At 44.2% G+C, this 12,784-nt stretch carries 12 protein-coding genes and 1 pseudogene; 12 read left to right on the top strand and 1 reads right to left on the bottom strand.

Features of this window, described 5'->3' with window-relative positions; translation table 11 throughout:
* The first annotated feature begins 1 nt into the window (after position 1).
* The 6 genes and pseudogenes from H525_RS0109835 to H525_RS0109810 all read left to right on the top strand — a co-directional run bounded on the left by H525_RS0109835 (position 2) and on the right by H525_RS0109810 (position 4,060).
* A complete protein-coding gene (locus H525_RS0109835) occupies positions 2-1,654 on the top strand; it encodes a hypothetical protein (protein ID WP_027416064.1) in 1,653 nt (550 codons plus the stop codon).
* Between the two features lie 188 nt (positions 1,655-1,842).
* Complete coding sequence (locus H525_RS27255) at positions 1,843-2,001, top strand: hypothetical protein (protein ID WP_155837221.1); 159 nt, start codon at positions 1,843-1,845, stop codon at positions 1,999-2,001.
* Positions 1,998-2,384, top strand: a complete 387-nt coding sequence (locus H525_RS0109825; protein WP_027416063.1) for a type II toxin-antitoxin system death-on-curing family toxin — start codon at positions 1,998-2,000, stop codon at positions 2,382-2,384. Before H525_RS27255 ends, H525_RS0109825 begins: the two co-directional genes overlap by 4 nt.
* 45 nt (positions 2,385-2,429) lie before the next feature.
* Complete coding sequence (locus H525_RS0109820) at positions 2,430-2,927, top strand: hypothetical protein (RefSeq protein ID WP_027416062.1); 498 nt, start codon at positions 2,430-2,432, stop codon at positions 2,925-2,927.
* Between the two features lie 288 nt (positions 2,928-3,215).
* Positions 3,216-3,533 (top strand): annotated as a pseudogene (locus H525_RS0109815) (transposase); the annotation flags it as partial.
* Between the two features lie 176 nt (positions 3,534-3,709).
* On the top strand, positions 3,710-4,060 hold the full coding sequence (locus H525_RS0109810) for a hypothetical protein (protein WP_035100580.1): 351 nt from the start codon (positions 3,710-3,712) through the stop codon (positions 4,058-4,060).
* A 23-nt stretch (positions 4,061-4,083) separates the two neighbouring features.
* Here H525_RS0109810 and H525_RS23545 read toward each other — a convergent pair whose 3' ends face one another.
* Positions 4,084-4,341, bottom strand: a complete 258-nt coding sequence (locus H525_RS23545) for a helix-turn-helix domain-containing protein (protein ID WP_035100578.1) — start codon at positions 4,339-4,341, stop codon at positions 4,084-4,086.
* Between the two features lie 238 nt (positions 4,342-4,579).
* Between H525_RS23545 and H525_RS25540 the strand changes: the two genes are divergently transcribed.
* The 6 genes from H525_RS25540 (at position 4,580) to xerA (ending at position 12,754) form a co-directional block, all read left to right on the top strand.
* Positions 4,580-5,629, top strand: a complete 1,050-nt coding sequence (locus H525_RS25540) for an S-layer homology domain-containing protein (RefSeq protein WP_051330943.1) — start codon at positions 4,580-4,582, stop codon at positions 5,627-5,629.
* A 64-nt stretch (positions 5,630-5,693) separates the two neighbouring features.
* A complete protein-coding gene (locus H525_RS0109795) occupies positions 5,694-7,658 on the top strand; it encodes a CARDB domain-containing protein (protein WP_027416059.1) in 1,965 nt (654 codons plus the stop codon).
* A 27-nt stretch (positions 7,659-7,685) separates the two neighbouring features.
* On the top strand, positions 7,686-8,885 hold the full coding sequence (locus H525_RS0109790; protein ID WP_027416058.1) for a P-loop NTPase family protein: 1,200 nt from the start codon (positions 7,686-7,688) through the stop codon (positions 8,883-8,885).
* A gap of 4 nt (positions 8,886-8,889) precedes the next feature.
* Positions 8,890-10,689 (top strand): VirB4 family type IV secretion system protein, encoded by a 1,800-nt coding sequence (locus H525_RS0109785; protein ID WP_027416057.1) that lies wholly within the window; start codon positions 8,890-8,892, stop codon positions 10,687-10,689.
* Positions 10,690-10,712: 23 nt separating this feature from the next.
* Positions 10,713-11,624 (top strand): metal-dependent hydrolase, encoded by a 912-nt coding sequence (locus tag H525_RS0109780; protein WP_027416056.1) that lies wholly within the window; start codon positions 10,713-10,715, stop codon positions 11,622-11,624.
* A 146-nt stretch (positions 11,625-11,770) separates the two neighbouring features.
* On the top strand, positions 11,771-12,754 hold the full coding sequence (gene xerA, locus H525_RS23535; protein WP_051330942.1) for a site-specific tyrosine recombinase/integron integrase: 984 nt from the start codon (positions 11,771-11,773) through the stop codon (positions 12,752-12,754).
* Positions 12,755-12,784: the final 30 nt, after the last annotated feature.

Below are 12,784 nucleotides of genomic sequence, written 5' to 3'. Positions count from 1 at the left end.
AGTGAAACGAATCTTGCTGCTTATCGTTTTCTTTACGTTTTTCACTATCCCCTCGGTTTATGCCGATGTCTTTCAGGATGACTTTCACGACTTATCAAAAGTAGATACCCAGAAAACGGATGCTTATGTCGATCTGCAAGATCAGTGGGTGCAGCTTCCTCTTCGTCCTCTGCCCAATGCATTAGCCCTCAATCAATATGTGGGAAAAGGATACGCGGTGGCACAGGCCGATGGGGTTTCCTTTTATGCGTATGACAGTAACTCCGGGAAGATAGAAGGGGTTTCTGCGCTAAAAATAAATGTTTCCAATCCTTTAGCGGTTAGCTTATTTCAGGACGAGATGGCAGCCTTTGTGTTGATTCCTAATGGCGATATTAAATATTTTGAAATGAGTGGGGCTGGATTTGTGGAAAATCCGGCCCTTGATATTCTTGGGACCAATCAAGTCATTTCGATCAGCTCATCGGACACGGGGGAAGGGAAAAAAATTTTCACGTTAAATCAATACGGACAAGTCCAGGGATATACGTATGCGGGAAACGCTATGGTCCCGATTTCATCGATGGCTGTAAATACCGGTCTTACCGATCCGGTTGCGATCTCTGCCGTTCCGAATAATGATACAGCTTTTGTGGTGACGACGAAAACTGGAGCCGTATACTATACTTTCGACGGAACTCAGTATCAACCGATTCAGCTCCTGACGGGGTTATCTGGAGTGGTAAGTTCCCAGGTCGATGCTTCCGGAAGCATCGTGGCTGCTGTTTCGGATAAAGTCTCCGTTTATGTAAATACGGGGGCCGGGTTATCGGATGCCACTAACGTGCTCGGGCAATCACCGGTATCGAATCCTTATTCCGTTTCCCTCAATTCAGATATCTATCAGTATGGCGTTCTTACGGGCGATGGCCAGGTGAAATATTATGAACCGGCAGCCGATGGAACCATGGCCGAAAATTCATCCATGACGATGACAGGGCTAACCCTTACAAAGTATTACGAAACGCCGCGACAGTATGTGTCTCAACCGGTCGTTACGTCATATCCGGTCGATGTGGTTAGACTCAATACGCAGGAGCAAAACGACCTCGGCACAGCCATATCCTACGAGATTTCAACGGATGGAGGAACAACCTTTCTTCCTCTCACGCTGGGTACATGGACGGATGTTTCTCCGGGATCGAGCCTGGTCTTACGGGCGACGTTATCGACGACGGTCAGACAAAACACCCCACGCTTATTGAACGTGAGATTAGAGTATGGTCAGTTAACGGTGGGCGAGCTCACAGCAACCAAGCAATACCTACCGGGCCCCCGTCAAACGAACCCGCTTCCTACGACCCTATTTCCAGTGTATGAGCGAAGTGGAGGCCAAGTGGAATTTACGGTGAAAACAACGGGAGCTGCGCAAAGTGTAGTCGCCACTTATTCGGACGGAACGACACAGAATCTCGTTCCTATTGATCCAACGGACAACGAACAGAACACCTGGTTTGGATGGTATGAAGTACCGGTCACAGATACAACCGGACAGACCATTGACGTTACTGTGGTTGCTTCGCGAGGAGCTAAGTCCAAGTCCCTCACGCAAGCCCCGTTTATCGAAGTGGATGGGACTGTACAAAGCAAGTTAAAAATCCGATTGATACGATAGCTCGATAAAACAGCAGGTGAATGTTTCTCGCGATAAGATACTACAGAATAATATGTGATTGGGACAAGAACTGTGGTAAGATAAGTGTAAAGAGTAAGGGTTTCTCATACTAGTACACTGTAACTATGCATATCCTATGATAGAAATCACATTAATTTTGAACATAATGGATATGGGAGGTGTTAAAGGTGAGAGATCATGAGGAGGAATACGAAATGGCAATGGAACAAGTAAAACCAAAAAAAGTGAATGAAGATAAGACGGAACGAAAACAGTTAATTCGCAGCCTCACAAATAAAGTGTGTGACCGAAATGATGAAGGCTTAAGGAGATTATCTAAAAATTGAGTACGTGGAAGAAACTTGAGCCAGAGGATATTCGAGAAATACACAAGATTATGCTCCAAAAATACGGCGGAGTGCCCGGTGAACATGAACCAGGATTAATTGATTATATGGCCGATAAACCTTTTCAAGGGTACTTTGGCCAAGATCAATATCCTGGTTTATTTATGAAAGCCGCTGTTTATATGTATGGGTTTGCTACTTCGCAGTATTTTGTCGATGGAAATAAACGCACGGCTTATGGGTGTGCTGCGGTTTTCCTGGAACTCAATGGATATTCTTTAATGGTTAATGACGATGAAATGTATCGAGTATGTAAAAACGTTGCAAATAAGGCGATGAGTCTTGATGAATTGGCAGCATGGCTTGAAAAATATTCCTTATAAAAGATAAACATGCTTCAAAGTATAGGCTCAAGCGAGGTGAGCGTCATGCGTTATCATGATTTTCAAAGAATAGCGGAACAATGGAAAAAGCATTTGGTACCCGATGACGCTCTTTCCTTTGATGAGCTGCTTGTAAAAAGCAAATCCAACGAACGACTTCGGAATGTTTTAGCCGTGTATTCGCTAAAAAGTGAAGAAACTTTGAATGATTTTTATAAACTAGCTTTAGAAGATGCACAAATCAAGCAAATGCTGGTGGACTTGCATTACATGTTGCTGGCTCCTGGCGTTTCCCCATCTTCTTTACGTTCTTTAGCACGAATGCTTCGTTTTCAGCCAGCCTACGATAAAGTCGCAAGAATGGCTGAAGCAGAGGCTCCACGAAAAGATGTAGGAAAAGAAATGGCCAAAGTGCTGCAAAGTATGGTTCGACAATACTACCTGGAACATGAACATAATGCCGAACGTAAGGCATACGTTCAACGTAAACTAGAACAGTACAAAAGGGCTCAAGCGGCAAGAGCAAAAAGTAAGGCCAAGTAAGAAAGCGTGGAGACTTATTCTTTACGCTTTTTGTTTTGGCTCCAGAGGCAGAAAAAATCGCGAACTTTTTTGGAACTCTTTTGCCCCTTTTTAGGTGTTATTATGGTAGTAGCAGATAGTGATAATAAACATGTAAATAATGAACCGATAAAAAGTGTCTTTAATTAGGGTCTGCTGAACAAAGAAAAAAGTCAGCAAAACCAAGGGTTTTGAGCATTTTTTGTCGAATATAAGTGCAAGGAAATGTTGAAATTCCATCAAAAAACCTTGCACTTGGAGGTTGCCGGATTGTACCAGATGACCGAAAACCAACTTATTTTGCAGGACGATTTTTTCTTACCCTTTGGTGGGAAATTGAATAAAGAAAACCGCTGGGTTATCCTAGCCAACCTCATTCCGTGGTGGAAAGTAGAGGGAAAGTATGCGCAATCGTTTGAGAAGTCCTTCAAAGGACAAAAAGCTGTTTCTGTTCGTGTTGCGCTTGGTTCCCTGATCATCCAACAACGGCTAGGGCTAAGCGACCGTGAAACGGTACAACAAATTACGGAAAATCCCTACTTGCAATACTTCATCGGTTTGCCTGGATTTCAAGAGACACCGCCGTTTCATCCTTGTTAAGGGATATCGACAAAACTTCTTTGTTTTTGGAGATGAAAAGTGGATAGTTATGCTTGGTGAAGACGGCATAATGGAGACATCTTTTCCACCCGACGATTATTTAGCTTATTTGAAACCTGAAAAAGGATATAAATATTTGGGAACAATTGAGGAGGTGCGTAGAAATGAGTTTTAGACGGTCCATTCGTATTTATGGTAATTCAGTTAATAATTATGATACTAGTCCGTTTGAGGCAGTTGACATGTTGCACCGACGAAGCAAAATTCATAGACGCTGGCAAGAACTATCTACTTCAGAAAAAGCAGCTGTCAGAAGGTTTGACCGCGTTTTATTACGAAATGCTGAAAAAAAATATCATCATATCAATGAAGTTTATGATTTTACAATGAGTACCGAACCCGATGAGGAATGGTGGTGGCATCTCGATAAAGTAATTGCAGGAAAATTAACTCCTCATGTAGCGAGAAGTTACACAACCAAATCGGAAGTATTTAAAAGAAAAATAATTCATTAATGTATATATCTAAAAACGACACCTTAACAATCAGAGGTGTCGTTTTTTCTAGGAGAATGTAATGTGGGATCATCCGAACGGCCAATAAGGTAATCTACGCTTACTCTGAAATAGTCGGCCAGCGCCGCAAGCTTTTCAACAGTTGGAAACCCCTTTCCCGCTTCGTAAATACTAATCGCCGGCTTTGTAACCTTGATTTGGTCGGCTACATCTTTTGCCATAATTCCTTTTTCTATTCGCAGTTTTTGTAAGCGTTCAGCGAAAAATTTTTTTTCAATCATTTGAAATCGCCCTTTGACAGTTAAGTTATTTTTAACTAAAATATACATAAGTTAAAATATATTTAACTATACATTATCCATTTTAAAGTTTTTTTGCAACATGAAAAATCGCGAACTTTTTATGTACTGTTTTTCTTAAAATTCCATTGTAAAATAGTAGTGTGTAAAAAACTGTATAACGACTTCAAGAGGCGACTGCCATTGACATCATACATATTCAAGCAAAGGAGGCATTACGATGAAACGTGCGTTAAAAATGGCTACGTTTGGCACAATCGTTGCGGCCACAGCCTTTACCCCGCTGTTCGCCTACGCGGAATCCTTTAAAGATATTCCAGCCAACCACTGGGCGAAAAATACCATTACGTGGGGAACGCAAAACCATGTCGTACACGGCTACCCGGATGGCACCTTCCATCCGGATAATCAGGTAAGCGAAGACGAATTCCTTGCCATGCTTGTCAATTCGTTTGCCGGGGTACAAGCGAAAACCGATGCCCGTTGGGACAGCGGCTACTATGCGTTCGCGCAGAAGATGAACTATCCCACGCAAGGGGCGGATAATCTGACGGCACGGGGGTGGAAAATCAACCGCGGTCAAGTGGCGGAAATTCTCGCCGGAGCCACTGGGGTGAACTACACAGGAGATGATGCTGTTAAATATCTTCTGGCCAAGGGGTTGGCGAAGGGGAAAGATCCAAGCCAGGTCAGCATCGAAGCATATAAGGCTAGCGATTACCTGACACGCGCGGAAGCTGTGCAGTTTATCAAAACGGCGAAACAGCAGGGCCTAACCGAGCTGAGAGCCCGCCCGGCTCAACCGTCTGATCCGGCGCTGATCCCACCGCTGTCACAACTGGCACCACCCGTGCCTCAACCTGCGCCACAGCCAACGAATCCCACGATTGAACAAAATCTTGAACGTGCAGCAAATGCATTACAAAACCCGAACGTCCCTGATGGCACAATAGCCAAATATGCACGGCTGCTGTATCAATCCGCGAAGGGAGCCGTGGTGGAAGGCGACAAGGTGAAAATCACGTTGCCACCCATCGAAAAGGGCTATTTAATAACCATCGGCTGGGGAACAGGGCATGTGGATTACGGAACGAATACCAAGAATCCGGTGGTCCCCTCAACGGTAGAAATTCCGAAGACCAATTTTTTTGGTATGGGAGTATATTACCAGGGGCACGGTACATCAGGGGTTGGTGATGCCTATGCTTACTATAACAACATCAATGGAATAAAGGTAAATGACATTCTAATTGAAAACTTTCAGAAGTAGGTTTAAACCGCATCTCATGGAGGTGCGGTATTTTTTTACCCAATTAAAGAGAGGAGATGATAAAATGCAGAGAAAAAAAACGATTCGAAAATGGGGCAGTCTTCTTACGGCGGCAAGCCTTCTGGTTCTCCAGCCTGTCACAGCGCTGGCAGATATGATGTATCAGCCGTTGGGAATCAAATATGGGGATAAAGTGATTATGAAAGGTGATTTTACTTCTTCGAATCTTCCGCAAGATTATAGGATATCTGCCCGTGCGGAGTTCGCAAATTTCAAGGTTGACCCGTCCACAAAGTTGCCATCCAATGCACAATCTCCAGCTTCTACATCCTTTCAAGATACGAAGTGGGAGTTGTTACCGGAAGATTCCTGGTCACAAGAACAAAAACAGGCGTTGGCAAAGGTTAACGGTTACATGCTTAGGTATTTGGGTAATTCGGATAATATTGACCCTGTTACTGGTAGCTTTGCACAGGAAATCTACGACAACGCTAGAGCGATGGTCGATACCTACGCGAAGGTGTACGGCGGCAATTTTGACTACATGTGGGCTCGCGTGAAGCATGACTTGGATTCCGCAAATGGGAATGTGCAAAACATAGACCCCAACGATAAAAAGTATTTTTATGTAGCGACAGACTCAACCCTTGGAAAGTCCCTATTCATCAACTCATCCTGGGTGGCCAATCTTGCGGGGGCCGGGTCCTATGGTTCCGATATCGTCCTTCCGCCGGGTATTCCGCCGTATACCGGTGCTCCCGGGGACGACACATACTATTACAACTACTTTTCGCAGCCAATGGGCACGTACCAGGAATACACGAGCGCATGGCCCACGATTAAGCCCGGCAGCTTTCAGGTTCTTCCCAATGGGGATATCGCCTATGACGTATCAGCTTACGGGGTAGGAGGCGCCAAGGTGAAAGCGGAACTCATCGGCAACATGGCCGATACCTTTGCCGGCAATACAGCGATTAAGGACTTTAATGATTACTGGAAACATTGGTACGCCTTTTTCCCGGACGAACAGAATTCGGCAATGAATTTTAAATCCATGCCGGTGCCCGGCAGCGGGGATTATGTAGGGAAAGACGTAGGGGAAGCGAAAGGCACCATCTCCGCTGCCGATGTCGCAAGCGTTCTCGATCCATCGAAACCTATAAACAAAGTAACCTTGTATGTGACGGACGGTTTCGGGCGGTATGTCTATCAGACGATTGATTACGTGCCAAAAAAACTGCACAATTTGAAGGTGGTAAGTCTAACCGTGAATCCCTCGTCCTTAGAGCAAGGAAAGACGGGTACGGCGACCGTAGTGGTAGAAAATGATTCTGACAGTACGATGTCGTCTCCCGTTGTCCTTGCCGTAGATGGGAACTCTCCCATGAGCCAAACGGTGACACTCGGGGCCGGTCAGCAGCAGACGCTCACCTTTTCTTTTTCGATACCTTTGCAAAATACCGTCCATCTGCAGGCCACAATCAATCCTAATCATGATAACCCATCCGATGAAACGACCTATACGGATAACGTCAAGGATATATCTGTTCCAGCTGTAGTTAAAAAACCCGTAAGGCCCCCTGTTTCTACTCCAGGTGCTTACGATTTAGCGGCTGAAATTCCAGTGGGCCAGTCAAACTTACGTTTTGTCAAAACCACGCCGATTGATTGCTTTGTGAAAAATGGTGGTTTCTACATTTATGATGAGGACGGGAACCCAATAGAGATCCCGGTAACAAGCAGCGTGAGAATTACGGTGAGCTATCCAGGATACAACCAGAAATTCGAACAAAAAGTAACATCGATGCGTCCTGGAAAATTGGTACATATTGAAGTACCGACGCCCGATTACAAAGCTTTTGGGACCTCTTATCAATCTCCCTATCCGGAAAATGCTTATCTTGATATCCATGTGACAGAAGAGGTGAACTATGATGATGCTGTGGACGAAGAGAATCATGGAAACAATGTGGCCAATGGAACCGTTCGGGTTTATTGGTCAAAAACGAAAGTTTTACCGAATAAGTAAACCCTTCTCAAGAAAGGAGAAGATCGCATGAAACAAATTCTCTATTTTGCTTCTCAAAATCATGGGAAAGCCAAGAAGCTTCAGCAGGAACTCAGCTCCTTAGTCATTGTCAAAACGATATCCTTTACTCAGGTAAGTCAAATCGCCAGGGAGAATGCCGCGGCGATTTTTTGTTGGGATGAAGAGGGTTCCTTTGATGCTTTACAAGACGTGGTTCAGAGTTGTTCCGATGTTTATGTGTATGTGTTGAGTAGCTTTCGAAGTAGTTTGTTTCTTCGTCAGGCCACTGCGGCAGGTGCTGTGGATGTATGGGTATGGGAAGAAGTGAAAGAAAGAGTGGCCAGCATTTACGGGAAACCACCGGAACCGGTTAATGAGGAAAAAGAACCAAATGTAATAGAACCGGTTGTTGAAACCAAAAGCAAAAGTCTTATCGAAAAACCTCCTTTGTTTACGGGAGGTTTTTCTACGTTATTTGCGTTGACGGGTGGGAAAGGAGGGGTTGGCCAGACCACGATTGGCGTTCTCCTTTCAGCAGCGGTCCATCATGAGCTGGACTGGAGGACGGCCTTTCTCGACTTTAGTGAAAACGGGGATGTCTCGCGTTCTCTCTGTTTTGATCCAAGGCCACATCAGGAGTTTTGGAGGAAGTGCGAAGACAACATTCCTGAACAACAAGTCCATAGCGGCATGTATTGGTATCCGGAAGGAGGGTTTCATTGTCTTTCCTTCCCTCAAAGAAAATTAACATCATCTCTCATCCAGAAAATAATCATCAATATCGGCCGTTGCTTTGATTTTATACTGGTGGACGTAGGAAAAGGCTGGTCTTCTCTTTCGCTAGAGCTCTTAAGTATGGCCAAATCCATTTTACTTGTCACCACGCCTACTACGCTTGAATTACGCTGTAGCAAAGATTTACTTTCGTTTTTCAGGGAAAAAGACATTTCCACAAGTAAAGTCAGAATTGTGCTAAACCGATCCTCCAGGAAATACAAGGTTGGCAGGAGTAACGTTGAGGACATGTTTAAAAATCCGGTCCTGCCTGAACTCCCTGAATCGATGCAATTTGAAAACTGTTTATTGCAAAACGAAAATCCCTTTAAAGCCAAGGGGTTATCTGTACATCAAGAATCCGTCAGGGAGTGGTTGCAGGTGTTTTTCCCCACATTAGCTTCCACAGGAAAAAAGGGAGAAGGTTTCAAACTACCATGGAGTAAGGAGTGAGAGTGTGTTTGCTAGAGTACAGGAACGAATTAAATCGATTAAAAAAAATAAAACACATCTCCAAATTAATGACCAAACGTTTACAAAGACCATCCTGGTCACCCAATTTCCTTCTCAAGTGGAACCCGGGTTTCTCTCTTTTCTCACACACATACGGGCACTGCATCCGGATGTATATATTCGCCGGGTCTACACGTACCAACCCGGGACCTTCAAATGGAACTTCTGGAAACGTTGGAAGCTGAACCGGTTGCATAGCAACATTCAAGAGGCCGAGAAGACCCCGGAGGGGCCCCGTGAAAGTGAGGTAAGGGCCTATCGTGCTTTAAAAAGTCTTCAAAGTCAGGATGGAAATCCGGTAGCCGATCTGTGGCTTTATATAACGGTCTCTGCACCGACAGAAGATGCTTTGGAGAGAACGGTTAAAGATATACGGAAAGCGTTGAAAAATCGCCAATTAAAAACGGATGAATTGAAAGCAGAACAAACCCCTGCTTTTCTTCATTCCTCTGCTTTTGCGCCGACTCGTTCAGAATTCCTAAAAAGACACAAGGGTCGACTCACAGACATGGAATCAGCGGCCAGCACCATGCCTTTTACAAGCGGTTCGCTCAGTGATGAAACCGGTATGTACGCAGGACATCGGGTTAGCGACGATTCGATTGTCTATTTTGATATGGATAACCCTCACTACGAGGGGGACCTAAACATCATCGTTCTTGGCAAAACCGGTGAAGGCAAATCAAATCTGATGAAAGCCTACACGATGGGTCTTTTACTGGAAGGGTATCGGGCCTTTGTCTTTGATGTTGACGGTGAGTGGAAGGCCATGTGTCAGTATGTAGGGGGGCTTTGGATTGACCAAACCATGTCTTCAGGTCGGTACAACGATCCCTTCCGGATTCCGAAAAAATTGGAGGGAGAAGATCCGGAGATCCTGGAAGCCAATCATGCACGCTTAAGTGAAGTGATGAGTGCTGTTCTTGGCTCAGTGACCCTATTAGCGGGCGAAGGTATCACCAGTGAAATGATCAATGCAGCAGATCGGGCGATGACGAAGGTCTGGAAAGAATGTGGGATCGATCCTGATCGTCCAGAAACGTGGGATACGGACGAAGCGAAAAAGGCCAGTATTCACCTATGGTATTCGTTCTTAAAGCAAGATGAAAGTCGAGGAGCAAAAGAATTAGCTGAAAAAGTATGGCGCTTTTTCGAAGGTTCCTTGAAGAAAATGTTTTCCATCGAAGAAGAGCTGCAGATCGAAAACTACTCTCTCGTTGTCTATCACGTAGCGAGTCAAATCAATAACACGGACGATCAACATGCCGGTGCTGTAAAAATGAGCATGGCGATGAATACCGTTTGGGGACAGGTTCGTTTGGAAAAAACGCTCGGACAACGCTTTACGGCCGTTGTGGTGGACGAAGGTCAGCGGGCTTTGGTGAATCCTGCTATGTCTGCCTTCGTCAATATGATTGCAACGACCATCCGGAAGTGGAATGGTCTGATCATGCTGGGCTTAAATAAACCATCCGTTCTCTGGGAAACCGGGGGTACAAGCGGGGGCAATGGACTGTGGGAAAACAGCTCGATTAAGATCATGTTCTACATGGAAGACTCCGGGTTAAAATCCGTTGCCGAACATGCAGATGTTCCGCAAAACATTATCGATGAGCTGCGAACCATGATGGGAACCCGACAGTTTATGATTCGGTATAAAGACAAAGGGTACGATCGATTAACACTGCGTATTCCGGAAAAAGAGCGCAAGCTGTATAAAACGAGAGGGAAGAAAACAGCATAAATGAATTCGAAGGAGGAAAAGACATGCGAGGAAGCTCACATTTAGCCATAGGCGTGTTAACGGGGCTGGGACTACCTATTTTATTCCATCAGGTTCCTCTAAGCGCTACGGGCGTTTTTCTGTCCGCATTTAGCTCCCTGGCTCCCGATGTGGATGAACCCCATAGCATACTATCAAAAAATTTATCGCTCGCACCGGTTTTTGAAAGAATCATTCCCCCGGCTTCCATGATGCGTATGATTATGGTAGTTATCGGGGGCTTTTTACTTGCATGTGGCACTCTTTACCTGCACCAGCTGCACCAAGATATTCTTGTTTTACTGTTTAGCATTGGCGCAGCGTATCTTCTGCTGGCTTTTCTATGTGGTGACCATAAGATTCACCAGCTGGGTTTCATGCTTATTGGGGGAACCTTATTTCTTACTGGCCATACTTACACCAAAGGCACTCTCATGCTAAGCGGGCTGATTGTCATGGTCCTGGGAACCATCTTCCAAGCGGAAAAGATGCGAACCATTTTTTTAAGCGCGGGGGGTGGAGCTTTTGCCTTTTTTGGATTCACATTGAGTATGTGGTGGTTAGTGGCGCTGGGAATATTTTTTGCGATTACCCCCTGGCTGCCCCACCGTGGCGCAACGCATACGATTTGGGCAGCTGCATTGTGGGGGTACATTTGCTATGGGATGGAAGGATATTTTCATACACCAGGTCTTTTATGGATGGGTGTTGCTGGCTACCTGTCCCATCTTATTGCAGATAGTATCACGGTAGAAAGGGTCAAATGGTTTTCCCCTCTTAGTCATCGTTCTCTGGGACTTCCCATCATTAGGGTTGGATCTGACCATGGAAATCAGGTAGAGAAGCTTATTATTATCGGATTTTCCATCATTGTGATCGTTGAGTATGCTACTAAAATCGGGCCATTACTTAGTTAAAGCCCTTGATACAGGTTAAAGAAGTCCTCCCACGAGTCCTCCAACGAGGGCTTTTTTAACCTATTCTCTTGAACCCTTATCTATTAGGTTAGATACTAAGAAATTAAGTAATTATACTCAATTCATTTAACCGAGGGGATATCACGATGGTAGCATTTATCGATCAATTAATCACTGAAATCAAGGTTCAAGCAGAAAAGGACAGTAGAGAGGGGTATCAAGATGCCATCCAGGACGTTCTAAACCTAATCGAAAGTAAGGTGATGGGTTATGTTGAAAATGTGAAATTGCAAAATAGCAACCTTGTGGAGAACTTTTTAGCCGAAAAAAAACTAAATGGCTGTTCAGCTGGAACCATAAAGAATTACCGGATTGAATTAAACAAATTCAAAGAATCTATAGATAAAAACGTAGACGAAATCACTGATATCGACATAAAACATTACCTATCAGAATTTGCCAACTTGAAAAAATCTACTTTATCAACAAAAATCAGTGTTTTAAAATCTTTCTTTTCTTATCTGTTTGACGAGGAGCTAATTAAAAAGAATCCCATGCAAAAGATAAAAAGAATGAAAGAGGAAAAAAACCAACCTAAGTATTTAAGTATGGACGAAATGTTGCGCTTACGGGAGGGGTGTGGTCAAGATATTCGACTTCGAAGTCTGTTAGAACTTATGTTTGAATCTGGCTGCCGGATTTCAGAAGTGTGTGACATTAAAAAGCAGGATATTGATTGGGAAACCAATTCCATCATCGTAAAGGGAAAAGGGTCCAAAGAAAGAGTGGTATTTTTTCATACGAACACAAAGCATTTTTTAAAAAGGTATCTTGAAAGTCGATATGATGATTGTCCTTTTTTATTTGTCACAAAAAAAGGCATCCCCCGTAAAGTAAATCCACGCTCGATACAAATGGAAATGAAGAAACTTGGAATAAAATCTCAAATTTCCCAGGGGATCCACCCTCATATGCTTAGACATACGTTCGCTACCTACCTACTAAATAAGGGTATGGACATTTCAATAGTGGCGGAACTCCTGGGACATGAGAAATTATCAACTACCCAAATCTATGCAAAGGTGACAATTCAACGGAAAAGTGCTGAGTATCAACGTCACATTGCGTGAAAGGAGGACTTTCGCAAAATCGCCATTTTG

This window comes from Aneurinibacillus terranovensis DSM 18919 (genome assembly GCF_000430625.1).
In the GTDB taxonomy this organism is placed as follows: Bacteria; Bacillota; Bacilli; order Aneurinibacillales; family Aneurinibacillaceae; genus Aneurinibacillus_B; species Aneurinibacillus_B terranovensis.
Note: the sequence above shows the minus strand (reverse complement) of the source record. Positions and strands in the feature narration are given on the sequence as shown.

Bases quoted from the DNA above. Each gene is read 5' to 3' on its own strand.
- H525_RS0109820 (WP_027416062.1), top strand. From the start codon at position 2,430: ATGCGTTATCATGATTTTCAAAGAATAGCGGAACAATGGAAAAAGCAT.
- H525_RS0109810 (WP_035100580.1), top strand. From the start codon at position 3,710: ATGAGTTTTAGACGGTCCATTCGTATTTATGGTAATTCAGTTAATAAT.
- H525_RS23545 (WP_035100578.1), bottom strand. From the start codon at position 4,341: ATGATTGAAAAAAAATTTTTCGCTGAACGCTTACAAAAACTGCGAATA.
- H525_RS25540 (WP_051330943.1), top strand. From the start codon at position 4,580: ATGAAACGTGCGTTAAAAATGGCTACGTTTGGCACAATCGTTGCGGCC.
- H525_RS0109795 (WP_027416059.1), top strand. From the start codon at position 5,694: ATGCAGAGAAAAAAAACGATTCGAAAATGGGGCAGTCTTCTTACGGCG.
- H525_RS0109790 (WP_027416058.1), top strand. From the start codon at position 7,686: ATGAAACAAATTCTCTATTTTGCTTCTCAAAATCATGGGAAAGCCAAG.
- H525_RS0109780 (WP_027416056.1), top strand. From the start codon at position 10,713: ATGCGAGGAAGCTCACATTTAGCCATAGGCGTGTTAACGGGGCTGGGA.
- xerA (WP_051330942.1), top strand. From the start codon at position 11,771: ATGGTAGCATTTATCGATCAATTAATCACTGAAATCAAGGTTCAAGCA.